The sequence below is a fragment of the Chlorobiota bacterium genome (assembly GCA_016700335.1).
Taxonomy (GTDB): domain Bacteria; phylum Bacteroidota; class Ignavibacteria; order OLB7; family OLB7.
In genome coordinates, this window is record CP065014.1 from 703,513 (window position 1) to 729,925 (window position 26,413).

Consider the following 26,413-nt stretch of genomic DNA (forward strand, 5'->3'; position numbering starts at 1 on the left):
ATACAATGTTAACTTATATTGAATTGCTTACTTTTGCAAAAAATAAACATTGATTTAGTATATGATTAACTTTCAGGAAGCCATAAATTTAATAAAAGAAAACATTAATCGAATAACTCCTGAAGAGACTGTTCCACTAGCATTATGTTCAAATAGGGTTTTAAGCCAAGACATAGTTTCAAATGAAGATTTACCATTATTTGATAATTCTTCAATGGATGGATTTGCAATTCGTGCTGAAGACGTTACTGAAGCTTCTGTTGAATGGCCAAAGGAACTTCAAGTTATTGGTGAAAGCTCCGCAGGTAAAAACTTTGAAGGTTTAGTTAACATTAATCAAAGTGTTAGAATAATGACAGGGGCAAAAATTCCTGAAGGATCTAATGCAGTTGTTGAAGTTGAATCAACTTCTGAATCAGATGGAATTGTTAGTATTAGAAGATCAGTTCAATATGGAGAAATGATTAGGAAAAAAGGAGAAAATATCCATTCTGGTGATATAAGTATTCCAAAGGGAAAATTAATTACAAGTAGTGATGTTGGGGTATTGGCTTCTTTGGGTATTAATAATGTACCTGTAAGAACAAAACCTATTATAGGTATATTATCTTCAGGAAATGAGTTAATTGAACCTTACAAAATTCCTTTAGAAAATCAAATTAGAAACAGTTCAGCATCTGCAATTTATACTGCTATAAATGAGTCGGGTGGAGAACCTATTGATATTGGAATTGCAAAAGACAATAAAATAGATCTATTAGATAAATTTGAAATTGGATTGAGGTATGATATTTTAATTACAACTGGTGGAGTTTCAATGGGGAAGTATGATTTACTACCTGAAGTACTTAAGGAAATGGGAGTTGAGGTATTATTTTACAAAGTAAACATTAAACCTGGAAAACCTATTATGTTTGGAACTTACAAAGAACCAAATGCAGAAACTTGTTATGTATTTTCATTACCTGGAAACCCAGTATCATCTTTAGTTACATATAAATTATTTGTATTGCCAGCAATCAAATTATTATTAGGGGATAATTCAAATCAAATTAAAATTAAAGCAATACTTCTTCATGATATAAATAAAAATGATAATAAAAAGTACTTTATTAGAGGCATTATTTGTAACAATGAAGATGGGGAATTAACTGTTCGTTCAACTGGCACTCAATCAAGTGGGGCATTAATAAGCATGAGTTTGGCAAATTGTTTGATTGTTTTTGATGAAGAATCAACAGGAGGAAAAATTGGAGAAAAAGTAAATGTAATAATGTTGTAAAAAGTAAATATCACTTTAAAAGTGATTAATTTTAAGATGAATAACAGCATAATTTTTAAGTTAAATATACTAATAATTGTTTTTATATAAAAATTACAACTATCAAATAAATTCAAAATTATTAACCTAATTATGAAAAACGTTTTTAATAATATAATTGAAACAATAGGAAACACACCATTAGTTAAATTAAATAGTATTACTAAAAATTTCCCTTGTCCAGTTTACGCTAAAGTGGAATATTTTAATCCAGGCAATAGTATTAAAGATAGGTTAGCATTAAAACTTATAAGAGATGCAGAAAAAACTGGAAAACTTAAACCAGGTGGTACTATTGTTGAATGTACAAGTGGAAACACTGGTATGGGGTTAGCACTTGCAGCAACTAGTTTGGGTTATAAATGTGTGTTTACTATGGCAAGCAAAATGAGCCAAGAAAAAGTTGATATACTTAGAGCAATGGGTGCTGAAGTTTTTGTTTGCCCAACCGATGTCCCTGCAGAGGACCCAAGGAGTTATTATAAAGTTGCAGAGAGAATTGCTATTGAACGCAATGGATGGTTATCAGATCAATATAATAATCTTAGTAATAGATTAGCTCATTATGAAAGTACAGGTCCTGAATTATGGAATCAAACTGATGGTAAAATTAATGCTTTAGTTGTAAGTACTGGTACTGGTGGGAGTTTGTGTGGAACAAGTAAATTTTTAAAAGAACAAAATGCAAATTTTAAAAGTTATGGTGTTGATCCAAAAGGGAGTATATTAGCCAACTGGTTTAGAACTGGTGAAATTGATTTAAGTCTTGCAAAAGTTTATGATGTGGAGGGTATGGGTGAAGATTTTCTACCACACAATTACGATAGAACTGTTATAGATCATATTGAAACTGTTGAGGACAAAGAAAGCATGATAATGTGTAGAAGACTTGCAACTGAGGAGGGGCTTTTTTGTGGAAGTAGTGCTGGAGCTGCTGTTCAGGGATTAATACAGTTAAAAGAAAAATTTACCAAAGATGATTTTGTTGTGGTAATTCTTCATGATCATGGAAGTAGGTATGTTGGCAAAGTATATAACGATGTTTGGATGAGAGAAAAAGGGTATTTAGATTAACAATATTTTAAACAAAATAATTGGATTATTTTTAAATAAATCAAAAACATTTGAAGTTTAATTCAATAATTAAATTTTAATTTTAACTAATGAACCTTAATAAAATTACTATCAAATTTAATATTATATAACATAGCAACTTCTTCGTTCTGCATTTTTTGTCTTTTCCTCAAAAGTTCTGGTTTTGGAAGTAATTTTTTACTAATAAGATATTCCACTGCCTGCAAACCAGCAGCATGACCCCATGCATACATATCTGCTCCGAACCCTGCAACTGCACCACGTTGCACTAAACCAGCTTCACATGTAAAAATTGGCACTTTAGCTTTATTACAACTTTTTGCTATAGTTTCAAAAGACGAAAAAACAACATTATCTGGTAATGCAAAAAAAACATCAATATTTTTACTCAATAAAGTTTCTGTAACTAACATAACTTCTGAAGAATTATTAACTGGTAAAACTTCAAGTTCTAAATTTAATGCTTTACATTTATCTTTTAATTTATCTAAAGCATTTTGAGATTGAGGTTCAGCTTGATTATAAATTGCTCCAATTTTTTTTACGCTTGGTAATATTGTAGGAATTAAGTTTACAGCTGTATCAATATAATCTAAGGTTTCATAAATCCCAAAAAGATTTTTTGGTGGATTACCTAATGAGTCAGTTAAATTCGCATTTTTTGGAGAAGGAGAAACCATCATGCAAACAGGAATTTCTTTGTTTCTTTGAACAGATGTAATTGTACAAATAGTAGAGTTTGTAGCAATCAAATCAACATTCTCACTTACAAAATAATCTACAGCTTGAGTTAATGTTGTAATATCACCTTGAGCATTTCTGAATAAAATATCAATATTTTTTTTATCATGATATCCATTCTCTTTAAGGGCACTAACAAAGCCTTCTCTAGCTTTTGCTAATGTTGCATCTTCAACAATATCGAGAAATCCAATCTTAATTTTACTATTTGGAATTTTATTTGAGGAATCATTGCTTTTTGGGATTTCATTTATTTTATTACACGAAAAAATCATAAAAGAAAATAAAATAATTGAAAAATATATTTTGTTCATTATGAATTAATTGAAAAATGGAATTAAAAAATTCAAATTATTATTGATCAGTGAAATTTTTTACATATTTCTCATTTGAGAATTTTGTATTGTTGAATTCTTGTGATTTGTTTTTAGGAATTGATAATGACTCCCATTTATCATTTGAAAAATATTTAGCAAGCAATACTAATTGTCCTACATGATAAGCATAATGAGCAGTCTGCCTGATAATTGCCTCTGTAACTGTATGCCCTTCATTGCGTATGAAAATTAATTTCGTTAAATCATTTGGTATTATTTCTTCTAAAGTATTGAATAAACATGCCCAGCCTTTTTCCCATTGAATCAATAGTTTTTCAAGATTCATTTCATTTACAACAAATTCATTATCTCTATCACGCCATTCTTTTTCTCCATCTTCAATTAAAAAATTTGTCCATCTTGAAAGCATATTACCACTTAGATGTTTGATAATTATTGCAATACTATTAGTTTGTTCATTTAATTGAGAAAAAATTTGTTGAGGTTGTAACTGACTTAGAGCTTTATCCCCTAAAGACTTATAATATTTAAATAATTTTATAGAGTTATCTAAAAAGATTTTATTCATAATATCACTTACTGTTATTGGAACTTGTTTTATTAGATTTTAATTCATTTGATTTGGAAGAATCTTGCTTTGATTTTAATTCAACATTTACTGAATTAGAATTGCTTGAATTATTATTAATGCTAGAAGATTCTGAATTACTTTTTGAATCAACTGCTTTTTGAACAGAATTATTTTCGGATTGATTACTGTTTGGTTTATTTATATCGGAACCTGAATCTTTTGTATTACTGTTAGAAATATTATCTGATTTAGATTCAGTTTTTGCTTCTGTATTTGATTTGGAGTTAACTTTACCTTCACCTTTTACATAATCAGTTATATAGAATCCATCACCTTTAAATATCAAACCAGAACCCCCACTAATTATTCGAGTTACTTCACCTTTTCCTTTTATTGAATCATCAGAATTCTTACAATCGGAAAGAGTGCAATTAGTTAATGTATTGGATGACATTGATTGGAAATAATCAAATTTTTGATTGCAAGTTTTACAGAGATATTCGTAAGTAGGCATAAAATAATACTTTAAAAATGTATTGGAATTTTAAATTGAAATATAATTAGAATCAACTCGTTAAGGAATTGGTTTAGGCTTAATGATACCAAGTTGTTTCATTTGCTTTGATAAAGTAGAACGTTCCATATCTAATTCAGCAGCTGTTCTTGTAATGTTCCACTCATTTTGATTAAGCATTTTAACTAGTTCATCTTTTTTTGCACGATTAGCTATTAATTGAACATCATTATAATCTCTAATAACTGTAGTTTGTGTTTTTGAACTATGATTAGATTGTTCCATTACATAAGCTAAATCTGAATGATTAATCACCTCCGATTCAGTCATAACTGAAGCTGCCTCAGTAACTCTTTTCAATTCACGAACATTACCATTCCACCTTTGCCTTTCAAGAAGTTCAATTGCACTTGTAGAAAATCTTTTAACACTTAATTTATTTCTGGTAGAAAATTCTGAAAGAAAATTTTCAGCCAATGGTGCAATATCCTCAATCCTTTCACGTAAGGGTGGTATAAAAATTTCAATTCCTCTAAGCCTATAAAATAGATCTTCTCTGAAAGATTTATTCTTTACATTTTCTAGTAAATCTCTATTAGTTGCTGATACAATTCTAACATCAACTTGTTCATTAGAAACTGAGCCAAGTTTACGTACAATTTGGGAATCTAAAACTCTTAAAAATTTTGATTGAAGTTCAATTGGGAATTCACCAATCTCATCTAAAAATAATGTTCCACCGTTTGCAGCTTGAACTAATCCTAATTTACTTTCAGATGCACCAGTAAATGCTCCTCTTGTATGACCAAATAATTCACTTTCAAACATAGTTGCTGGGATATTAGGTACATCTATTGATATTAAGGGCTTATTAGATCGTGGGCTCATTTTATGCAAAGCTCTTGCTAACACATCTTTACCAACCCCTGTTTCGCCTGTTAATAATACTGATATCATTGATTTTGAACATGACCTAATTTTTTCCAGAACATCTAATAATAACTTACTTCTTCCAATTACTCCATAAATTGAATAATCAGATAATGAATTTTCAGATTCATTTTTTTCAAAAACATTTTTAATAGTCGTTAATAATTCATTTTTAGATTGATCCTTAGAAACATAATTAACAGCTCCAATTTTAATTGCTGAAACTACTAAATCAATCAAATTCTCTCCGGTTAACATTATTACTGGAATTTTAGGATGAAACCTAATAATGTTTTCCAATGTTTCAATACCATCAATTCCACCTGGCATTCTAACATCTAAAAGGACTAATGAAATATTAGTAGATTTTTGAGATAAAAATGCTAGTCCATCTTCACCACTATTTCTAACATGAACTTTAAAACCTTCAGAATTAAGCATTTCTGCTGTTGCTCCAGAAAATTCAACACTGTCATCTATAATTAGAAATTCCATTTATAACTACTTTGAAAAATATATACAATAAACAATTTAAACAAAAATATAAGTCAACTTAATATAATAAATTTGGATTTAACTGAAAAATAAAAAATTATTAAATTAAATTAAAATTAAAAAGTATTTATTTTAATATGAAACTACTTTTTTAAATTCTCACAACTTTTTTTGAATTCATGGTAAAATTCTTCACCATAACCTCTGATTAATGCATCTTTTAAATATTCGAATAAAGGAACTTGAAGTTTTTCACCCAATTTTATAGCAGCATTACATTCATCAATTTCTTCAAATCTAAAAGTTGTTCCAGATAGTGTTTTTTCAATTCTAATTGGAAACAAATGACAACTAATGGGTTTTCTAAAATTAGTTTTACCACCAAAGAAGGCTTTTTCAATTGAACATTTTGCAACTTTAAATTCATCATAATATACAAAAACACAATCTCTTTTATTAACACATCTTGTAGCATAATTACCTCTACTCCCTTCAATTGCTCCTGCTCCAAAAATTATTTTTTTATTTAATTCTGGTAGAAAATCTAAAGTTGAATCAATTGATGATTTAATTAATTCAACTTCACTATCAAGTAATGGTGCTCCTCTTCCTCCAGGCGAAGTACAGCAACCACCTTTACATTCATTCAAATCACAGACAAAATTCTTAGTTGCAATATTTTTATCAATATGAATATTTATTATTGGGAACATATTTTTACAATTTGATTGCCATAAAATTATTAATTCTTAAGATAAGGGTTTTAATTTGCATAAACTTTTTAAAAGTATTAGAATCCATTTACAAATTACTAATTAAAAATATAATTTAGTAACCATAATAAATCAAAACAATAATAACGAGTTTATAAATGAGATTAATGAACCTATTGCAGAATATTTGCAAGAAGGATACATTTCCTTATTAGCTAAAAATGGATTTAAAGCAATTCATTTATGGGAGGAACTTTACAATAAGTATCCATCAGCAGAACTATGTTGTTACTTGGCAAGAGCGAACTTTTATCAGATATTTATTTTAGACCATGATAAAAATCATCCTGCATATATAGGTCATTTGACTAACATGGAAAAATATGCATTCTTAGCATTAAAGATGAAAGATGATTCTTCAACAGCACATGCAATTGCTTCACTTGCAATATGCCTATTAATATCAAACAAAAATTGGTGTAAAGTTGATTCTTTTATGATTTGGCAAGCAAGATATCATGCAGAGGTTGCAATTGATATTGATGATAACCCAATTGCACATATTTCACTTGGAATATGGCACAGGAACTGTAATAAAATCCCGAATTATACTTCTATGTGGATGAAACTAAGAACAGGATACAAACCTGTTGGATACTTAGATAATTCTATAATGCATTTAAAAAAAGCAATTGAATTAGTACCTAAAAACAATATATTCAAAGCAGAACTTGCATTAACTTATTTATCAGCCAAAATATATGATGAAGCAAAAATTGAAATAAATAATTTTATTGTATCACCTATTATGAATTTTCCTGCTTCTGATATTATTACAAGTTTATATCACAAGAAATTGAAAATTAGAAAATAAATTTTATTCCAATTATGAGAGGTCAAAAAAAGTTTTATCATAAAATTATCATAAAATTAAAATACTAAGTTTGTATGTTATTCATTTATCCAAACTGAACCAATAGTACCCCAATCAAAGTTAAAACCCCACCAATTGCAAGTTCATTTGTCAGTATAACCTTTCCTAAATATAATGCAATAATAGTGGTAAGAATTGGTTGTAGATTCTGAAAAATAGCTACCTTACTTAGCTCTAACTTACTTAAAGCATAATACCAAAGAACATAACTAAAGCATGAAGCACCAATCCCTAAAAATAAAATACTCCCCCAACTCTTTGAGTCAATAATACTTATCTTAGATAAATCTGTTACAATAAAAGCAATTGGTAAATAAATAATTGCACCAAATAAAGTATGTAAAAATGTAGCTCTTAAAGCACCGAATTTCATAATTATAGGTTTTCCTAAAACAGTAAACAAAGACCAAGCAACAACTGCAAGAAATATTATGATATTTCCTTTGGTAGTTTTGCTATGGAAATCTGCTCCTCTTTCAAACATAATAAAAGAAGCACCAATAAATGCAATTGTCAATCCTAGAATTTTTCTAAATGATTTTTTCTCAAATTTTGAAGTTAAAACAATAATCAAAACCATTGCAGGTGTCATGGCATATAGTAATGCACTATTAGCTGGGGTTGTATCGCGAAGACCAGTTAAATACAAGTATTGATTAATTGGGATATTTAATAAACCCAATATTATCAATCTTTTAAACGATTGGTAATCGATTCCTTCAAATAAATTTATTTTTTTTTGTTTTATAGAAACAAACAACCACAAACATATAACTGCAGTCCAGGATCTAACAAAAAGAACTAATACAGGATCATTATGTTGAACAGCATATTGTCCAATTAAATGAGTAAAACTAGCTATTAGTTGTTGAAAAAATATTAATAAATAAATCAAGTAGATACTTTGTTAAATTTATAATTTACATCAAATACCAGTACTACCAAAACCTCCAATTCCTCTAGAAGTTTCATCAAGTTCATCAACTTCATCCCAAGAAACTTGTTCATATTTAGATATAACAATTTGAGCAATTCTGTCTCCACGTTTTATTGTAAATGGCTCATTTCCAGTATTAATAAGTATTACACTAATTTCTCCTCTATAATCCGAATCAATTGTACCAGGAGAATTTAGAACTGTAACTCCATTTTTTATAGCTAATCCACTCCTTGGTCTTACTTGAGCTTCATAACCATATGGAATAGAAATTGCAAAACCAGTTGGTATAAGTTTTCTTTCAAATTGAAGTAAGGTTATTTCTTCATTAATAGCAGCACAAATGTCGATTCCAGCTGAACCATTAGTGGCGTATTTTGGTAAAGAAATATCATCAAAGCCATCACGTACTCTTTTAATTTTTACAGTTGAATTGTTGATAATAAATGTAGTTTATTTTTGAAAAATATATTGAAATAATATTGTAGATAAAAGTAACTTTAGTTTATAAATTTGTTAAACAAAAATAATTAATCAACCCAACCAACTTTAATAAAAACAGGGAAGTGGTCGCTGTAACCTTTTATAAATTCATTTCCAGCAAAAGTTCTATATGGTGGTCGATTTTTTTTATCAAAGTCATCTCGTAAAAAATCAGGGGCAAAAATTTGAGCACTTTTATCATGAATTACTAAACCAGGTGAATGGAGCAATCCTTTTGAAAAAAGAATTTGATCTAATATATTCCATTTGTTATCATAAAAATGAGTTCCTAATCTGTTGTTACTAGTTAAACCCCACGAAGTATTTATCATTCTATGAGAGAATTCTTTTCCTTCAATATATTTGTTAGCATCCATAACTTCAACCATAGATCTATCGAATGGTTCATCATTAAAATCACCAATCATAATTATATCACTCATAGGATCATCTTTGTAAATTGAATCAATAATATTCGCACAAACTTCAGCAGCTTTAAATCTTTTATGTTCTGATGCGGCTTGTCCGTCTCTTCTTGAGGGCCAATGATTTGCAATTACAGTAAAATTTCTATTATCATATTTAAAATCTACAACTAAAATATCGCGAGTAGGGTCCTGATTAACACCTAAATCAATTTTGTAAATAGACTTACTAATTAGTTTGAATACATTTTTTTTATATAACATTGCAACATCAATTCCTCGTAAATCATCAGAATCAAAATGAATTATATCATAAACATCTTTATGTAAAAACTCATCATTTAATTTTTTTAGTACATTGTAATTTTCAACTTCTGCTAACCCGATAATATCTGGACCATTATTATCGTTCATTGAATTAATAACTCTAGAAATATTAGTTAGTTTTTGTTCAAATTTTGTTTGTGACCATTTTTTAGAACCATAAGGTAAAAATTCAGAATCTCGTGTTATTGGATCATCGATATTATCGAACAAATTTTCACAATTATAAAATGCAAAATAAAACAACTTATCACTTAACTTTGGTTCCATATTTAATTCATCTATTTGGTATGTTGCATTTAATTTATTAGAGTTACAATCGAATGCCATAATAGGGATAAATAGTACAAATAAGAGTATTTTTGCCATAATGAATTTTAACAAAAAAATTTGTCGCAAACTAAGGAATTTAACCAAAAAAGTATCTTTTATATTTTAAAGAAATAAATTGAAATTCAAAGAGTATATAATTAAAAATTATGATTCAGTAGCAAGGTCAGTAATTAAAAATAGCAGTTTGGCAGTCATTCTTCAAATAGCAGTTGCATTATCCTCTTTTGTTGAAACTTTCATTTTTACCAAATCTTTAGGCTTAGCTTTATTTGGTACATTCACAATAGTGTATTCCATTTCAGAGTTAGTTTATGGTATATTAGATTTTAGGACTGGTGAAGCAGTTATTAAATACTTGCCCGAAGTTAAACAAAACATAGGAACAAAGGGGATTAGTTCATTACTTAGATTTTTAATGGGGATAGATTTATTGATAGGTGTTACGGGTTTTATCTTAATTCTCATCTTGAATAAATTGTTTCTTAACTGGTTTAACATAGATCAGAAATACTTATTTATTTTAACAATAGTAAGCATTGGAGCTTCTTTCAAATTTACTGTTAGATGTTTGGGTTCATATTTTAGGGTAATAAATGAATTTCAAACTTTAATTAAATTCCATATTGGATGGGTTGTTTTTAAGCTGTTGATATTTACGTTGTTATATTTAAATCACCCTGATATTAAATTGATTGCAATAGGTTCTTTAATTGCTGATGTATCATTTTTTATTGTAACAATTTCAATTGCAATTAAATCGTTTTCTAAATATAATTTAAATCCATTTATAAGTAATACAAACTCAATAGCATACCTTAAAAAATCAATAATAAAATTTATATTCAGTACTAACATTGCTAGTACATTAAAAGTTATTTCATCTAAACTTGATGTATTAGTAATCTCAGCTTTATCACCAGTAAATTCGGCAGCTCAAGTTGTAGGTCTGTATAAGGTTGCATCAAGGGTTTCTGGTTCTTTGCTTATGTTTTCAGATCCGTTGTTAACAGCAGTTTATCCTGAGATTTCAAGACTCTCAGCAACTGGAGAGCAGAAAAAAATAAGAGGATTATTAATAATGTTAACGAAAATACTATTTTTAGTTTGTACTACATATTTTGTTGGCATGTATTTTTTTGGTGGATACATTTTAGGAATTTTAGGTAAAGAATATATTTCGGCTTTAAACGTAATTTTAGTAATGATTATTGGAGTTTCATCGGCTGTTATTTTCTTTTGGGCAAGACCAATGCTATTAGTACATGGTAAAGCAAGTAAAACAATTTGGGCTACTTTAATATCAATTAGTTTGCAATTTTCACTACTATATTTTCTTGTTCCAAAATATGGAGAGCTTGGAGCAGGCATTGCAAGTGCATCTTCTTACATTGTTGCAGTAATTGTGTTTCTAATTTTTTTAACTCAAAAAACTATTAAATAGTTACGATTTATTCTTTTAACAAATGTATTTCAAAATCAAATCAATCTAATATTTCTGGAAGAGAATCTTGATTTTGAGAATACTTAGTTTTTTTACTCCCTTTATATAAGTCATATTTAACAAACCTACACTCTAGAGCTCCATTATAAAGTTTAATTTTTTTTGATGTTGATAAACCGAGTAATTTAAGTGCTGAAAAATTTGAAGTTATAATCCATGCTGTATTTCCAATCCAGTTTTTCTTTAAACTATCACCAATAGATTTGTAAAAGAAATCAATATCATCTTTTTTCATTCTATCACCATAAGGTGGATTGAACATTATTAAAGCATTTTTAATTGGAGAATTAATTGGTTCCAAAAAATCCTGTACACCAAAAATAATATCACCATTAACTTTTCCAATTGCAGCATTTTTGGTACTTAAATCAATAGATTTTTGAGAAATATCAAAAGCATAAATACTGTGATTAAAATCTTTAATCTCTTCTAAAGTTTTATCGTATACTTCTTCATACAATGGCTCATCAAAATCTGCCCAACTCATAAAGCCAAAATCATCTCTAAGTAATCCTGGTGCAATATTTCGAGCAATATAAGCAGCTTCAATAGCAATTGTTCCAGATCCACACATTGGATCTATAAAATCACAATCTCCATCCCAACCAGATAAAATTATCATAGCTGCAGCAAGGCATTCATTAATTGGTGCAGTATCAGAATGAGCTCTATATCCTCTATGATTAAGAATTTCTCCAGAACTATCTAAAGAAATTCCACATTGATTTTCATAAATGTGAAGATGTATCTTTATATCAGGGTTATCAGTATCCACACTTGGCCTTGAGTCATATTTATCTACAAAATAATCAGCTATTGCATCTTTAACTTTTAGAGTTGCATACTGTGAATGAGTAAAAATTTGAGAATAGACCGAGCTTGAAATTGAAAATGTTTGTTTAATTGAAATTATTTTATCCCATTCAATTTTTCTTACATTAGCATACAATTCATATTCAGATTTTGCTTTAAAATTTAAAATAGGTTTTAAAATTTTAAGAGCAGTTCTTAATTTTAAATTAGCATAATACAAGAGTCTTTTATCTCCTTTAAAAACTACAGCCCTTGTTCTTAATCCTATATCTTTTGCACCACAGGACTCTAATTCGGCTTTTAAAGTATCCTCTAAGCCTTCAAGGGTTATAGCAACTAAATCAAATTTATCGTCTAAAATTTCTTGCATTAATAATATACTTTTAAAAATAATTTTAAAAAAAATAACCCCTAAACATCAAACAAAAGATTTAATCTGGAATTAATTCCTTTTTTAAGTACTTAGCAGTTAAACTTTTGGTTGAATTAATAATATCCTCAGGAGTACCTTCAACAACAATTTCACCACCATATTTTCCACCCTCAGGACCTAAATCTATTACCCAATCTGCACATTTAATAACATCTAAATTATGTTCAATAACAACTACTGTATTCCCTTTATCAGTTAAAGACTGGAGCACTTTTAATAACATATTTACATCTTCAAAATGCAAACCAGTTGTTGGTTCATCTAATATATAAAATGTTTTACCAGTTTGAACTTTACTTAACTCAGTTGCAAGTTTAACTCTTTGTGCTTCACCGCCAGAAAGAGTTGGAGCTTGCTGACCAACTTTAATATAACCTAAACCAACATTTTGGAGAGTTTGAACTTTCCTTTGAATTTTAGGAATATCTTGAAAAAATATTACTGCCTCGTCAACAGTCATTTCAAGAATATCAGAAATAGATTTTCCTTTAAAGTGAACTTCTAAAGTTTCTCTATTATATCGCTTCCCATTACAGAATTCGCAAGTAACAAAAACATCGGGTAGAAAATTCATTTCAATAGTTTTCATTCCAGCACCTTCACATTCGTTACACCTACCACCAGCAACATTAAAACTGAACCTACCTTGTTTGTAACCTCTAATTTTTGATTCCTGAAGCTGAGCAAATAAATCTCTAATCAAAGTAAACAATCCTGTATAAGTTGCAGTGTTACTTCTTGGAGTTCTACCAATTGGTGATTGATCAATTTCAATCACTTTATCAATAAATTCTAAACCTTCAATTTTACTATAAGGCATTGGAACAGTTACACTATCATAAAAATGCTTGGATAAAATCGGATAAAGTGTTCTGTTCATTAAAGTACTTTTACCTGATCCACTCATACCAGTTATACAAATGAATTTTCCAAGTGGTAATTTAAGTGTTATATCTTTTAAATTATTACCTGTTGCATTATATAATACAATCTCTTTACCATTTCCAACTCTTCTATCTTTAGGAATAGCAATAATTTTAGTTTGGCTTAAATAAGCTAATGTTAAAGAATCTAAATTATCTGAATATAATATGTTATTCCCATAAAATATCTTTGTAGAATCTTTCGATAATTTATTCGATTTAGATTTATCTTTTGAATTAATACTCTTAGAATTTAATTTCCTTTCTTTAACATAATTCAGATAATCTAATGTGTTTGCTTCAGCTACAATTTTACCTCCATTAACCCCTGCTCTAGGTCCTATATCAATTATATAATCTCCAGATTCAATCATTTCTTTATCATGTTCAACAACAATTACTGTATTACCAATATCTCTAAGTTTCTTTAAAGAAAGAATAAGTTTTGCGTTATCATGCTGATGTAATCCAATTGAAGGCTCATCGAGTACATACATAACCCCAGATAATTGTGAGCCAATTTGAGTTGCTAACCTAATTCTTTGCGATTCACCTCCACTTAAAGTTTTAGCAGATCTATTTAATGATAAATAATGCAAACCAACTTCAAGTAAAAATGAAATTCTATCATTTATCTCCTTTAAAATTAACCTGCCAATTTGCATTTGTCTTGATGAAAGAACTAAATTATTTATTATTTGTGATGCATCGCTTAATGAGCATTTACAAATATCAAAAATATTATTATTATCAATTTTTACAGCTAATGATTCTGGTTTTAAGCGACTTCCAAAGCAATCTCTGCAAACTTCTGTATTCATAAACGCACTTAATCTTTCTTTCCAAGCAGAATTTTTTGTTTCTGAAAAATATTTATCTAACATTTTTAATAATCCCTCAAACTTCATTTGATAAATTTGAGTTCTGCCATTGGCATAAGTAATTGTTGTTTCAAATCTTTCTTTTTTGTCACCATAGAACAATATATTCAAAGCATCATCACTCCACAAATTAAGAGGTGTATTTGAATCATATCCAAAATGCTTTGCAATACCTTCAATCTGTGCCCAATTTGGTGTTCTATCAGGTTTGCCTAGAGGTGCAATTGCCTCTTCATTTAAAGAAAGATTTTTGTTTGGAATAATTTTGCCTTCGATAAATCCAGAAAGTTCACCTAAACCTTGGCAAGTACTACAATAACCATAAGGAGTATTAAATGAGAATGAATTTGGTTCAGGTTCTTCAAATGAAATATTACAATTTGGGCAAGAATTTTTCTCTGAATAAATGTCATCAGGAATTAACATATTATCCCAAACAGTAATTACTATGCTTCCTTCTCCATACTTTAAAGCTGTTTCAATCGAATTATACAACCTAGATTTTGATTCTTCTTTAACATCAATTCTATCAATTACAATTTCAATTGAATGGATTTTATACCGATCTAATTTCATTTCAGGAATGATTTCTTTAAATTCTTTATCACACCTAACTCGTGTAAAACCATCTTTAGAAATTTTCTCAAATAGTTCTTGATAATGCCCTTTTCTACCTCTTACAATTGGGGCTAATACTGAAATTTTTTGTAAAGAATATTTCTCGTAAATATTATCAATTATTTGCTCAATTGTTTGGCGAACAACTGGCAGCCCACAATTAGTACAATGTTGAACGCCAACTCTTGCAAATAGAAGTCTTAAAAAATCATAAACTTCAGTGACAGTTCCAACAGTTGATCTTGGACTGCCAGAAATAGTTTTTTGTTCGATTGAAATTGCAGGAGAAAGCCCTTCTATCAAATCAACCTCTGGCTTTTCAATACCACCAAGGAATTGCCTTGCATAGGGGGATAAAGTTTCAACATAACGCCTTCTGCCTTCAGCATAAATAGTATCAAAAGCTAATGAAGATTTCCCAGAACCTGATAGTCCTGTTATTACAGTTAGTGAATCCCTTGGAATGAATACATCAACATTCTTCAAATTATGTACCCTAGCTCCTTGAACGGTAACTCCTTCAATTGAAGTATGCTTTACTTTAGTAGATTTATTGTTTACCGACATGAAAAGAGAAGTTTTATAAAATTGAAGTGCTAAATTACGAAGAAAAAAGTTTGATATTCTTTTATCTAAATTTTCAGAATGATTAAAAAGAATAGGAATTCAATAATAAAAATGGATTAGATCAATTCATTTAGGAGGGATTTTAATTTTTCAACAAAAGAGTTTACTGAATATTTCTTAATGGAATTTACTTTCGCATTTTTAATAATATTCTCAACTTCACCTTTATTAAAAATAAAATTACAAATTTTAATTTTTAAATCTTGCAGATTATCTGCAATAAATACAAAACCATCTTCACCAATAGCATTAGGAATTTCACCGCTTGTTGAGCCTATTACAAATGTTCCAGAAAACATTGCCTCGGCAATTACTCTGCCAAATTGTTCATGGATAGTACTCTTTGAAGGTAATATCAAACAATCTGCAGAGCGCATAAATAATGGAACTTGTTCTATTTTTACACTTGAGAAAAAATTTATGAATTTAGAAATTGATAATTCATTTGCCAGTTTTACTAATTCATTTTTAAAATCACCTTCACCTAAAATGATCATCCTTAAATCTAAATTAAGTTCTAATCTTAAATCGTGAATTGCATTAATTGCATATTGAATTCCTTTAGGCTCAAGCAATCTTCCAACATATAAAAAGTAAATTGAATCTTTGGTTAAATTCAACTTTAACCTTCCTTCAGCTTTGGTAATTAAATTGTTTGTAAATGGTGAATTATTCAAGCCCTGAAACATAATCAATGAACGAACACCACTTCTAGCATCATCTAATGCTTGCTTTGATTTTGGAAGATGAGATAACCCAACATCACACATCCCAGCTAATGCTGTCCCCATAAATCTATACAAAAATCCTAATTTATGTGGAAAATATCGATATGATAAAATATGCCAATTATAAAAAATAATTTTTGAAGTAGGAGAAAAAATTTTAGCTAAAAAAATTGTTTGTAAAGCAAAAATTGAAAACGACTCTTCAAGCAAAAGTATAATCTCAGGTTGTGATTTGTAAAAAGCTTTAATCATTCCACTGTAATATCCAGCTAACATTGCATGACCATGCATCCAAACTTTGCCTACAATAGTTTTATAATTTTCTTTTGTAGTCGATTTTTCGTAAAGGAAAGGTTTAGTATTTTCAATCCATTTATTTGTTGTTAAAAGAGTTAACTCTATATTACAATCCTCAGAAAGAAGATTATATCTCATTCTGTTGTTTCGTAATAATGCAGTTTTATCAACAACTAAAAGTTTCAATTTTAATATTTAATTTTAATAATAATATTTAATAATAAGTTCTGTTAGAATTTTAAAAATATTTGTTGACAAAGATAACGTATTCTAAAAAAAGTTAAATTAAATTGATAATTGAAGATTATGATAAAAAAATCAATGTTTAAAACAATTGTTCGTTATTTAAATTTTATTATTGATTTTTGCATCAAATAAATAAATCAACCAATTTTAAAGTTAAAATATTAAATGTCAGAAAAAAAAATATTTAAAGTCACCTTTATGCCATGGAATATAACTGTGAATGCGCTTGAAGGTGAAAATTTCTTAGACTTAGCAATGCAAAATGAAATTGATTTGCAACATAATTGTGGTGGAGTTTGTGCTTGCTCAACATGCCATGTTATTGTTAAAAAAGGATTTGAAACACTTTCAGAGATGGAAGATGATGAAGCAGATCAATTAGATGAGGCAGAGGGATTAACAATTTATTCTAGATTGGGTTGTCAGTCCAAAATTTATGGAGATGCTGTTGTTGAAGTACCATTAATAAATGAGGATATCAGACATTTATTCCATGAAGGTGCAACTAAAAATGATGAGCATTGATAATTCAATTTGTAGAATATTAAATAATTAAATGTAATAAACAAATCCCTGCTAGCTAGTAAATTAGACATAGTAGGGATTTTATGATTTATAAATATTAGTACATTTAGTTCTCAATTACTGAAGAAATAGTTGCATCATCTTCTAATTTTACTGGAGATAAATTAGTTATTTTTCCACTAACACATAATCCAGAAGCAACTGCTTGACTATTCCAAACATTAAAAGTTATAATATGTTTTCCTTTTAATAAACTAGCTTGATGATTTACGAAAACTGGATCTAAGTACGCATGCCATTGACGATTCAAAATAACAACATTATCTAAAAGTACTTCTACATCATCATCTGCTAAAGCTTTAAAATTAATGGCTACAATTGCATCATTCTTTAATTCAAATGTAGATTGATATTGATATTCACCTTTGTTATCATTATCGAAAGTTTTATTTGTGTTAATCCATTGAGAGCCATTTAAATTTGACCATAAAGGATGAGATGCAATAGAATAAGTTTTAGCACTTGCTTGTAAGTTATCTTGACTTTTAAAATCATTGCTAGATGACCATTTTAAATCTCCTTGAGAACCTGTATTTAAACTTAAAGAAGTTCTAAGAGTTTGAGCTTCCAATTTAAATCCAACAAAAGATAAAAAGATAAATAAAAATAAAAATTTTTTCATTGACATGTTTTTTTTAATTAAATGAGTTGTTAAGTTTTTATTGTATTTATAATGACAATAAACCATAAAAAAAGTTTATAAATATTGACAAATAAATTGTTTTTTTGAAACAAATTATTTAATTAGTAAACAAATTTATCTAGAAGTTTCTGCTTCTTCATAAAATTGTGTATGACCAGGATCAATATATTTTAACTTCTTCCAAAGAAGTGGATCTTGGGAATAACCCTTAAAGATACTTGAATATTCTTGAAATTTTGTATCATTTAAAACTCTTATCAATACAGTTGGTTCAACTAACTTATCTATTGTTCTAACTAAATCTGAGAACAAATTACTTATAGTTTCTAAAGATTTAGCTTTATCTTTTAACAATAAATCTAAACCATTATAATGATAATTATATACAAAACTTCTAATTGGTTGAAAACGAATATCAGTTAATTCTTTAATAAGACCGTATCTAGAGTATCTTGAACTTTTTATATTTGACGACCATCCATCTAAACCTCTAGTAGTTGCAAGGTTGGCAATACTATAAGCTTTTGCAAACATTGCATCTCCACCAAATATTGAATAACTATCAAAATCAAAACCTAATGCTATATAAACATAGTAATCAATTAAACTAGTAATATCATCATAAGATGTTGGTTCATTTCTTAATTGCTGACCTCTTCTGTAATAAAATGACCAACCATCATCTGGAGAATTTTTTTGTTCATCATCTAAAATTTTAAGAATTGGTGAGCTTGAGTTATTTCCAATATTCCTTTGACTACCAATAAGTAATTTTGCTTTGTATAAATTTCCTGAAACATTTACAAAAGTAATTCCAAAAGTCATGGCAAGTTTTGGACCTTGCCATTCAGATTCTATCCATTTTGTAGAATTAACATAAGACTTTAATTCTTCTGCAAAACCTGCAATTTCATCTCTAGAATCTTGAGAAATTTTATCATAGTTAGCACTTACAGTTGCCTCAATTTCCTGAGATTTCAAATTGGAACAAATAGTAAAAATTAGAACTATTGAACAAATTATTTTAGATTTATTTATAATCATATTATATAAAAGTTACGAAATAAAAACAATTGACTTATAAAAGAGATAAGAGTTTATTATATTAAATTCAAAGTATAAATAAGCAAGTTTATATAACAAATAATTCAAACTAAAAATTAATTAATTATTTGAAATATTGTAAATGATTCGATATTATTTTTTGTTGAAAAACCTAAATAATAAGAACCGCTTACTAGTTTGTTAAAATCAAGTGTCAATCGATGAATACCTTTTTTTAGATATTCTTTTTTTATAATTTCTATTAACTTTTCACCTTTTAAAGAATAAATATTTAAATTAACTTCATCATCATTTTTCAAACCAATATCAACTTTTGCAATTCTAGATTTAATAGGATTTGGGATTGGAGTTTGAATAAAATTAATATTTGTACCATTAGTAGGATTGAACAAAATTCTATTTTTACACCAATCATCTCCAAATGATTGGTCTGCTTTGATATTAATTGTGAATGGTATTTGTTCTTCTACATTGCAATCGTTATTTAAAATCAAAGTATCAGTAATTGAATTTACTTGACTACCATAAATGTTAACAGGCAATTTAGCAAATCTACCTGGCTTTATGACTAAAGGGAAAATGGATGGAGCAACACTAAATGAAATATTGTTTTTAAAATTAACTTTAGAAATTATTTTTAATCCAAGTCCAAAATTGCTTATAATTAATGTATCAGTTCTCCATTTATTATAACTTATTGTGTCACACAAATAATCTTTCATATATCTCAATCCAACAGAATCACTTGTTTGTGGGTTAACGCCTTTAATAGTAAAACCAAACAAAGTATCAGTTTTATATGATTTATTTCCAGCAAAATCTGTTGTAGTAATTTTTACAAAACCATCCTGGAATTTATTTATCAATTGTAAATTAAAATCAACATAAAAGGAGGGTAAGTTCTTTAACACTGAATCATTAGTTAAACTGCAATTCAACAAATCAAACTGTACATTGCTAATTCCAGCTGATTTACCAATTGATTCGGTAACAATGTAATCAGCTTCTGAACCGCATGGTCTTAAATTGAACTTAAGGTTTGGTGGTACAGTATCGGTAATACCAATAATAGAAATTGAGATTACTTCTCTATCAAAACAACTATCTGCAATTTTAAAAATTGTTGTAATAGGATAATTTCTAACCCAACCTTCAACACAAATTTGAAATTTAGCTTTTTCATTTGGCTTTAAAGTTATTGGTAACTGTCCGATAATTTTAATTGAACCATTTGTTATTAATTCTTGAAGTGAATCTTGAATAGATATTTTAGAAATAGTTCTTGGAAACTTCCCATAATTTTCTATTTCAAAATCTCTACAAACTACTTGATTATTTAAATGAATTATTGTATCTAAATTTAAAGCTGAATTAGTCATACCAACTGACCTAACTGTAAAGCCTGGAATTGATGTGAACTGACTTCTAGATCTTCCAGATGAATCAATTGCAATAATACCTAAGAATCCATCTAAATACTGATCTAATAATTTTGCTTTATATTTGACAGTATCCTTCGTGCTTTTAAAATTATCAATATTCAAATTGATATTATTTATTTGTAAAGCATAACAAGAATCAATCCCAGAATCTATTATTCTACTATCAAAAGCAATTCCACTTAACTCATCACATTTAATTGAGTCTTCAATAAGTGGAGGTTGGTAATCAAAAAATATTTTCTTAAAAACAATACCACCAATGTATCCATAAGAATTTGCATTCCCAAATCCATACAAGCATAATCCAAAAGCTGAATCACATTTTACAAGGTGTGAACCTGGTGTAACTTCTATTTGAGCATATACAAAATGAGTGCCTGGAACATCAATATAATTTGCATTAGGAATTGTTCCATCTATTGTTAAACTATCAGTATGATATTTTGAAACTATAACATTCATAAAATGATAATCAAAGCCTGAATCGATTATACTTTGAACACTATATATTGAATCATATTGCTCATAAGGTGGAATAATCATCATAAAAGGATCACCTATACCAAAACCATTCCCAGATTCATCAGGACCAACAGAATGTTCGTATTGAGCAACAAGAATTGGATTATCTGCCGAAATAAACATAACGAGATCAAGATTGACTTGAGTAGATACACCTTTTTGTAATGGCTTTTGTACAACTCCATTAATTGTCCAATTTGTATTATCAATTGCAGCCAAAACTCTGATTACAGCTTTGTAAGGAGAATAGAAAGCTATAGGAAAATGAGGAGTTGCAATTACCTTTGTGCCCCATATTTGGAGTGGAGGAATTTGTTCACATAAATGATCTCTATAATTACCTACAGAAACAGGAATTGATGTTCTTCTAACACCTGCAAAAACAGCAATAGGTTTGGTTGAAGAAAGCTCAGTTCCACTTACATCTTGGAAAATACCTGTTTTAGCTTGTCCAAAAAATACTTCACCTTTATTTAATTTGACAATAAATTGATTATCGTCTATTCTACTATTAATGTAAGTGCCTGGTGATGGATTAATTTTTATCTCAGTTCCATCATAAGGGGCAACGATTGAAAATTCTGATGGCATATCAAAAGTTCCATTTCCTGTACCTAGTTGATCAGAATATCCATTTGGATAAGAAAGAACAATATAATGTCGTGTAAGAACATCCTCAGGAAAACCAAGAAAAGCGTCAGCAGATAAGGTTCTAATATTTGCACCATACAAAGTTATTTCATCATCAGCTAATATTAAAATTGATTTGTTTGAAACTCCAGTATCATTACTATTTAACTCCATATCAAATGGAATAGGGATTTCAAAAGTAGTATTAATTTTAGTGATAGGGAATTTATATTGAGTGGTAGGATCATTGCCAAAATATACTGAAACATTTGTTAACTTATCGCAAGAAGCATATAAAACTAATCTAGATTCTTCGCCAAATCCTAATGAACCAAAATTCTCTAAAAATGATACCCAAAACTCATTTCCTTTAGAATCTAAGTCTGATTTTTGTGCATTTGAAATTTGAAAATTAAACAATAATAAACCACCAAAAAGGAAGCAAATACTTTTGATAGACTTATTAGAAAAATTATTCATTATTTAAGTATTTAAAATAAACTAATTAAAAAGGAGCAATTGAATTCCAAATTATAATATTCGGTAAGTTGAATAACTTTTATTCAAACAATTAACTATCTAAATTAAAAGAAAAATTAGATAGATTACTAAATTTGTTTTTATTGTTTATTTCAATTGAAATATTTTATCAATCTTATTGAAAATTTCAAATTCTATTATTAAAAAAAATCATTTAGATAACTGAATAATTTCATTATAATATTTAATATGATTGTCTATACAATTATTCCAAGAAAAATTTTCAGCATATTCTGATACACTTTTAGATCGATTATTCAATTCAAAATCATTTAAACCATTCAATATAACGTTCTTCATATTTTCTTCTAAGAAATCTGTAAAATAGTATCCATAGGTAGATGTAATTTCTGGTAAACAAGATAAATTAGAAACAAAAACAGGTTTACCAAAATACATTGCTTCAATAATAGGCATACCAAAACCTTCATGAAGTGAAGGGAATATAAAACCTTTGCAATTAGCATAAAACCATGCTTTTTCTTCTTCAGAAATGTAATGAAAAAATTTTACATTTGTTAAATTATTACTTTTACAATACTCTATTAGGTAATTTGAATGAGGATGATGTAAATCGCCAGCAATAACAAAATCAAAATTCGGTATTAATTTTGAAACTCTTAAAATAGATTCAGGATTTTTATTTGTTGCAAGTCTTGAAATGTGGAAAAAAAATGGTTTTGTATAATCAAAATCTTTATGTTTACTCTGCTTAAACCCAATTAAATTACTAACTCCATTGTAAATAACTTTAGGATTAATTTTGTATGGAATATTATCAATTATATCTTTCTTTACAAACTCAGAAATACTAATATGGTAATTAGTTCTTTTTAAAAGTTTTGTATGTTTGAGTATTAATTTTTTTATGATTTCATCATTTTCCATATATAGGAAATTTAGATCATGAATTGTAGTTATTGAATTTTTTGAAAATGGTGAAGGTTTGACTTTACAGAATTGATTTAGTGAATGCCAAATATCAAATTTTTGAATCATAGGATTAAATAATTTAAAAATATGTTTCCTATTAATGTATTTAACGTTATCTCCAAATATTCCACTTTCTTTTTTTGGGAGAAAAAAATAAAATTTTAAGTTAAACTTTTCATTGAATTCTTTAGATCTGTTACTAATAGTTTCACCAAATTTTAAACCATATTCACCTAATCCACTCTGTTTTGCATTAAGTTTACCTAAATCTAATATGATTTTATTTTGGGTTAATTTTTGCATATTAAAAAATTACAATAGTTCCTTAATCAATTTGTTTATAATTTCATCAGTAGAAACATTTTCTGCCTCTGCATTAAAACTGGTTACAACTCTGTGTCTTAATACTGGTAAAGCAACAGCTTTAACATCTTCAATACTTGGAGTGAATCTGCCTTGAATTGCAGCTAAAGCTTTTGCACCAAGAATCAAATATTGTGAAGCTCTTGGTCCTGCTCCATACCTTAAGTACTCACTAATATAACTAGGGGTATTACTTGATTTGGGTCTAGAAATGTTAACTAGTTTTACAGCAAATTTAATTACATTATCAGCTACAGGAACTTTTCGAATTAGATTTTGAATTGATAAAATTTGATTTGAATCTAACACTTTTTGAGGTTCAAAAGTATTTGAAGTTGTAGTTTGTTTTACAATTAGTACTTCTTCTTCAAATGAAGGATAATCTAAAAATATATTAAACATAAACCTATCAAGTTGAGCTTCAGGTAATGGATAAGTACCTTCATGCTCAATAGGATTTTGAGTAGCTAATACAAAGAATGGCTCTTCTAAATGATAAGTGTTTCCTGCTGCAGTTACACAATGTTCTTGCATTGCCTCAAGCAAAGCTGATTGTGTTTTTGGAGGTGTTCTGTTAATCTCATCAGCTAATACAATGTTTGAGAAAACTGGACCTTTAATAAATCTAAATATTTTTTCACCAGTAGATTTATTATCCTCAATTATTTCAGTTCCAGTGATATCAGAGGGCATTAAATCAGGTGTAAATTGAATTCTACTAAAAGACAAATCTAATGCTTGTGCAACTGTTCTTATTAATAAAGTTTTTGCTAAACCAGGTACTCCAACAAGCAAACAATTACCTTTTGATATTAAAGCAATAATTAACTGTTCAATAATATTATCTTGACCAACAATAACTTTAGATATTTCTTTTCTGAGACTTTCAACATCTAATTTAAGTTGTTTTATTGATTCAATATCGTTCATATATTTTGTTGTTTACTCTAATTTGTGGGTAAAATAATAATCAATTTTATCAGTAGAATATAAATTCAATTATATAGAAAGTCTCCTAAAAATAAAAGATGGAATTGATTTTATAATAAACATTACTAATCTCCATCTAGCAGGAATATAGGAAATTTTTCTACCTTTGGATGCTGATTTTAAAATCATTTTAGCAGCAGATTCTGGTGAGATAAGCCAAAATAAACCCTTTGTTCCTTTTGTCATTTCAGTATCAATAAATCCAGGTTTAATTGTGAGAACTTTTACTCCTAACTTCCCAATTCTGTTTCTTATTGATTCTAAATATGTGTTCAGTGCAGCTTTACTTGAACAATATGCTGGGTTGCGGCTTCTTCCCCTATCTCCAGCAACTGAAGAAACACCAACAATAGTACCTTTCTTAATTCTTTCAAATCTCCTTGCAGCTTCATTAATCCAAGCAATCGCGCCAATTGTGTTTACTTTAATCATCAATGAATCTTTACTTGTGTCATATTCATCTTTAGTAATTTTAGCCATTGTTCCAGCAGTATAAAAAATAGCATCTAGTCTTCCTAATTGTCTTGTGATAACTTGAAAAAGTTCTGGAACTTCGTCAATATTTACTACATCATGAACATAAGAATAAGCTTTAATTTTATCTGAATTCGAATTAATTTCAGAACATAATTTATCTAGTAAATCACCCCTCCTTGCCACTAATGCAACTATACATCCGTTGTTAACAAGTTCTCGAGCTAAGGCTTCACCAATTCCACTCGATGCTCCAATTATAATAGCTTGATTAAATTTCGTCATAAATTTTTATAAAAAACAAAAATACAAATTTAAGAACAAAAAGTCCTTTTATTAATTGTTAGTGTTGAGATTAAATGTATTTTTAAATTTAGAAATTTAAGATTATATTGAGCTAAATATTCTATGACTTTAATAACAAATAATTTAAATTGATGTTTAATTTATAAACTATTTAATACAACTATTTTAATAAATAGTTAACTTGTTAATTATATTCACTTATTAATTTATCATATCTTCTATAGAATTCCAGGTTCTTCTTTTTTGAATTCTTATTAGTTTTATTTATAACTATGTACATAAAATCATTTAACATATATCTTCTTTTACAAATTATATTATGTTCATCCATTTTTGTATTGGCAGTTGTTCAAGTATCATCATCGGATGCTGATTTAAGTAAATTTTATTTATACAATTCTATATTAATTAATTCAAATTTAATTATTTCAGTAATACTTATAAGCAGTGCTATTTTCTCATTTTTCAAGTTTGATAAATCAACAAATATGTGGAAATCACTTTTCGTATTCTGTATTTTTGTATTTGCAGAATATTATTTATCAAAAATTGGATTGCTTTATAAAAAAAATCATGGTTTATGGAAAGGTGAAATATCAATATCAGTTTTTGTAGCTGCTTTCAAATGTGGCGTTGCTTGTATAACCATATTTATAGCTTGGTCAGTTCAAAAATTCATTAAAATCCTACAATAATTAT

General features: G+C 28.0%; 24 protein-coding genes. 6 read left to right on the forward strand and 18 right to left on the reverse strand.

Features of this window, described 5'->3' with window-relative positions:
- Nucleotides 1–61 precede the first annotated feature (61 nt).
- Nucleotides 62–1,282 (forward strand): molybdopterin molybdotransferase MoeA, encoded by a 1,221-nt coding sequence (locus IPP08_02905; GenBank protein ID QQS67137.1) that lies wholly within the window; start codon nucleotides 62–64, stop codon nucleotides 1,280–1,282.
- A gap of 132 nt (nucleotides 1,283–1,414) precedes the next feature.
- Complete coding sequence (locus IPP08_02910; protein ID QQS67138.1) at nucleotides 1,415–2,395, forward strand: pyridoxal-phosphate dependent enzyme; 981 nt, start codon at nucleotides 1,415–1,417, stop codon at nucleotides 2,393–2,395.
- Nucleotides 2,396–2,481: 86 nt separating this feature from the next.
- Here IPP08_02910 and IPP08_02915 read toward each other — a convergent pair whose 3' ends face one another.
- The 5 genes from IPP08_02915 to IPP08_02935 all read right to left on the reverse strand — a co-directional run bounded on the left by IPP08_02915 (nucleotide 2,482) and on the right by IPP08_02935 (nucleotide 6,718).
- On the reverse strand, nucleotides 2,482–3,432 hold the full coding sequence (locus tag IPP08_02915; protein QQS67822.1) for an ABC transporter substrate-binding protein: 951 nt from the start codon (nucleotides 3,430–3,432) through the stop codon (nucleotides 2,482–2,484).
- Nucleotides 3,433–3,511: 79 nt separating this feature from the next.
- Entirely contained in the window at nucleotides 3,512–4,063 is a 552-nt protein-coding gene (locus IPP08_02920) for a DUF1572 family protein (protein QQS67139.1), read from the reverse strand.
- Nucleotides 4,064–4,067: 4 nt separating this feature from the next.
- Complete coding sequence (locus IPP08_02925) at nucleotides 4,068–4,580, reverse strand: hypothetical protein (protein ID QQS67140.1); 513 nt, start codon at nucleotides 4,578–4,580, stop codon at nucleotides 4,068–4,070.
- A 60-nt stretch (nucleotides 4,581–4,640) separates the two neighbouring features.
- Nucleotides 4,641–6,005, reverse strand: coding sequence for a sigma-54-dependent Fis family transcriptional regulator (locus IPP08_02930; GenBank protein QQS67141.1), 1,365 nt, complete (start codon nucleotides 6,003–6,005; stop codon nucleotides 4,641–4,643).
- A gap of 143 nt (nucleotides 6,006–6,148) precedes the next feature.
- Nucleotides 6,149–6,718 carry a DUF3109 family protein gene (locus IPP08_02935; protein ID QQS67142.1) on the reverse strand — a complete coding sequence of 190 codons (570 nt, stop codon included), beginning with the start codon at nucleotides 6,716–6,718 and terminating at the stop codon, nucleotides 6,149–6,151.
- Nucleotides 6,719–6,905: 187 nt separating this feature from the next.
- On the opposite strand from IPP08_02935, the gene IPP08_02940 reads away from it, so the two are divergent.
- Nucleotides 6,906–7,592: a hypothetical protein gene (locus IPP08_02940; protein ID QQS67143.1), complete on the forward strand. Its 687-nt coding sequence runs from the start codon at nucleotides 6,906–6,908 to the stop codon at nucleotides 7,590–7,592.
- A gap of 85 nt (nucleotides 7,593–7,677) precedes the next feature.
- Here IPP08_02940 and IPP08_02945 read toward each other — a convergent pair whose 3' ends face one another.
- The 3 genes from IPP08_02945 to IPP08_02955 all read right to left on the reverse strand — a co-directional run bounded on the left by IPP08_02945 (nucleotide 7,678) and on the right by IPP08_02955 (nucleotide 10,190).
- Nucleotides 7,678–8,547 carry a DMT family transporter gene (locus IPP08_02945; protein QQS67144.1) on the reverse strand — a complete coding sequence of 290 codons (870 nt, stop codon included), beginning with the start codon at nucleotides 8,545–8,547 and terminating at the stop codon, nucleotides 7,678–7,680.
- A 30-nt stretch (nucleotides 8,548–8,577) separates the two neighbouring features.
- On the reverse strand, nucleotides 8,578–9,030 hold the full coding sequence (gene dut / locus IPP08_02950; GenBank protein ID QQS67823.1) for a dUTP diphosphatase: 453 nt from the start codon (nucleotides 9,028–9,030) through the stop codon (nucleotides 8,578–8,580).
- 89 nt (nucleotides 9,031–9,119) lie between these two features.
- Entirely contained in the window at nucleotides 9,120–10,190 is a 1,071-nt protein-coding gene (locus tag IPP08_02955; protein QQS67145.1) for a hypothetical protein, read from the reverse strand.
- Between the two features lie 79 nt (nucleotides 10,191–10,269).
- Between IPP08_02955 and IPP08_02960 the strand changes: the two genes are divergently transcribed.
- Nucleotides 10,270–11,595, forward strand: a complete 1,326-nt coding sequence (locus IPP08_02960) for a hypothetical protein (GenBank protein ID QQS67146.1) — start codon at nucleotides 10,270–10,272, stop codon at nucleotides 11,593–11,595.
- 40 nt (nucleotides 11,596–11,635) lie between these two features.
- On the opposite strand, the gene IPP08_02965 is transcribed toward IPP08_02960, so the two are convergent.
- The 3 genes from IPP08_02965 to IPP08_02975 form a co-directional block, all read right to left on the reverse strand.
- A complete protein-coding gene (locus IPP08_02965) occupies nucleotides 11,636–12,838 on the reverse strand; it encodes a class I SAM-dependent RNA methyltransferase (GenBank protein QQS67147.1) in 1,203 nt (400 codons plus the stop codon).
- Between the two features lie 61 nt (nucleotides 12,839–12,899).
- Nucleotides 12,900–15,890 (reverse strand): excinuclease ABC subunit UvrA, encoded by a 2,991-nt coding sequence (gene uvrA / locus IPP08_02970; GenBank protein QQS67148.1) that lies wholly within the window; start codon nucleotides 15,888–15,890, stop codon nucleotides 12,900–12,902.
- A 116-nt stretch (nucleotides 15,891–16,006) separates the two neighbouring features.
- Nucleotides 16,007–17,161 carry a glycosyltransferase gene (locus IPP08_02975; GenBank protein ID QQS67149.1) on the reverse strand — a complete coding sequence of 385 codons (1,155 nt, stop codon included), beginning with the start codon at nucleotides 17,159–17,161 and terminating at the stop codon, nucleotides 16,007–16,009.
- 225 nt (nucleotides 17,162–17,386) lie between these two features.
- On the opposite strand from IPP08_02975, the gene IPP08_02980 reads away from it, so the two are divergent.
- Nucleotides 17,387–17,746: a 2Fe-2S iron-sulfur cluster binding domain-containing protein gene (locus IPP08_02980; GenBank protein QQS67150.1), complete on the forward strand. Its 360-nt coding sequence runs from the start codon at nucleotides 17,387–17,389 to the stop codon at nucleotides 17,744–17,746.
- Between the two features lie 106 nt (nucleotides 17,747–17,852).
- Here IPP08_02980 and IPP08_02985 read toward each other — a convergent pair whose 3' ends face one another.
- From IPP08_02985 to IPP08_03015, 7 genes are all read right to left on the reverse strand, one after another.
- Entirely contained in the window at nucleotides 17,853–18,428 is a 576-nt protein-coding gene (locus tag IPP08_02985) for a hypothetical protein (protein ID QQS67151.1), read from the reverse strand.
- 135 nt (nucleotides 18,429–18,563) lie between these two features.
- On the reverse strand, nucleotides 18,564–19,430 hold the full coding sequence (locus tag IPP08_02990; protein ID QQS67152.1) for a DUF4835 family protein: 867 nt from the start codon (nucleotides 19,428–19,430) through the stop codon (nucleotides 18,564–18,566).
- Nucleotides 19,431–19,609: 179 nt separating this feature from the next.
- A complete protein-coding gene (locus IPP08_02995) occupies nucleotides 19,610–22,588 on the reverse strand; it encodes an IgGFc-binding protein (GenBank protein ID QQS67153.1) in 2,979 nt (992 codons plus the stop codon).
- Nucleotides 22,589–22,798: 210 nt separating this feature from the next.
- Nucleotides 22,799–23,884: a glycosyltransferase family 4 protein gene (locus IPP08_03000; protein QQS67154.1), complete on the reverse strand. Its 1,086-nt coding sequence runs from the start codon at nucleotides 23,882–23,884 to the stop codon at nucleotides 22,799–22,801.
- Between the two features lie 9 nt (nucleotides 23,885–23,893).
- Nucleotides 23,894–24,874 (reverse strand): MoxR family ATPase, encoded by a 981-nt coding sequence (locus tag IPP08_03005; protein QQS67155.1) that lies wholly within the window; start codon nucleotides 24,872–24,874, stop codon nucleotides 23,894–23,896.
- 69 nt (nucleotides 24,875–24,943) lie between these two features.
- Entirely contained in the window at nucleotides 24,944–25,693 is a 750-nt protein-coding gene (locus IPP08_03010; protein QQS67156.1) for an SDR family NAD(P)-dependent oxidoreductase, read from the reverse strand.
- Nucleotides 25,694–25,898: 205 nt separating this feature from the next.
- Nucleotides 25,899–26,045 carry a hypothetical protein gene (locus tag IPP08_03015; GenBank protein QQS67157.1) on the reverse strand — a complete coding sequence of 49 codons (147 nt, stop codon included), beginning with the start codon at nucleotides 26,043–26,045 and terminating at the stop codon, nucleotides 25,899–25,901.
- Nucleotides 26,046–26,052: 7 nt separating this feature from the next.
- Between IPP08_03015 and IPP08_03020 the strand changes: the two genes are divergently transcribed.
- Nucleotides 26,053–26,409: a hypothetical protein gene (locus IPP08_03020; GenBank protein ID QQS67158.1), complete on the forward strand. Its 357-nt coding sequence runs from the start codon at nucleotides 26,053–26,055 to the stop codon at nucleotides 26,407–26,409.
- Nucleotides 26,410–26,413: the final 4 nt, after the last annotated feature.

What these genes read in the sequence shown, in the direction of transcription:
- uvrA (QQS67148.1), bottom strand. Translation starts at nt 15,890, where the DNA reads ATGTCGGTAAACAATAAATCTACTAAAGTAAAGCATACTTCAATTGAA.
- IPP08_03010 (QQS67156.1), bottom strand. Translation starts at nt 25,693, where the DNA reads ATGACGAAATTTAATCAAGCTATTATAATTGGAGCATCGAGTGGAATT.
- IPP08_02905 (QQS67137.1), top strand. Translation starts at nt 62, where the DNA reads ATGATTAACTTTCAGGAAGCCATAAATTTAATAAAAGAAAACATTAAT.
- IPP08_02980 (QQS67150.1), top strand. Translation starts at nt 17,387, where the DNA reads ATGTCAGAAAAAAAAATATTTAAAGTCACCTTTATGCCATGGAATATA.
- IPP08_02910 (QQS67138.1), top strand. Translation starts at nt 1,415, where the DNA reads ATGAAAAACGTTTTTAATAATATAATTGAAACAATAGGAAACACACCA.
- IPP08_02915 (QQS67822.1), bottom strand. Translation starts at nt 3,432, where the DNA reads ATGATTTTTTCGTGTAATAAAATAAATGAAATCCCAAAAAGCAATGAT.
- IPP08_02920 (QQS67139.1), bottom strand. Translation starts at nt 4,063, where the DNA reads ATGAATAAAATCTTTTTAGATAACTCTATAAAATTATTTAAATATTAT.
- IPP08_02925 (QQS67140.1), bottom strand. Translation starts at nt 4,580, where the DNA reads ATGCCTACTTACGAATATCTCTGTAAAACTTGCAATCAAAAATTTGAT.
- IPP08_02965 (QQS67147.1), bottom strand. Translation starts at nt 12,838, where the DNA reads ATGCAAGAAATTTTAGACGATAAATTTGATTTAGTTGCTATAACCCTT.
- IPP08_03005 (QQS67155.1), bottom strand. Translation starts at nt 24,874, where the DNA reads ATGAACGATATTGAATCAATAAAACAACTTAAATTAGATGTTGAAAGT.
- IPP08_03015 (QQS67157.1), bottom strand. Translation starts at nt 26,045, where the DNA reads ATGGATGAACATAATATAATTTGTAAAAGAAGATATATGTTAAATGAT.
- IPP08_02935 (QQS67142.1), bottom strand. Translation starts at nt 6,718, where the DNA reads ATGTTCCCAATAATAAATATTCATATTGATAAAAATATTGCAACTAAG.
- IPP08_02930 (QQS67141.1), bottom strand. Translation starts at nt 6,005, where the DNA reads ATGGAATTTCTAATTATAGATGACAGTGTTGAATTTTCTGGAGCAACA.
- IPP08_02995 (QQS67153.1), bottom strand. Translation starts at nt 22,588, where the DNA reads ATGAATAATTTTTCTAATAAGTCTATCAAAAGTATTTGCTTCCTTTTT.
- IPP08_02955 (QQS67145.1), bottom strand. Translation starts at nt 10,190, where the DNA reads ATGGCAAAAATACTCTTATTTGTACTATTTATCCCTATTATGGCATTC.
- IPP08_03000 (QQS67154.1), bottom strand. Translation starts at nt 23,884, where the DNA reads ATGCAAAAATTAACCCAAAATAAAATCATATTAGATTTAGGTAAACTT.
- IPP08_02985 (QQS67151.1), bottom strand. Translation starts at nt 18,428, where the DNA reads ATGAAAAAATTTTTATTTTTATTTATCTTTTTATCTTTTGTTGGATTT.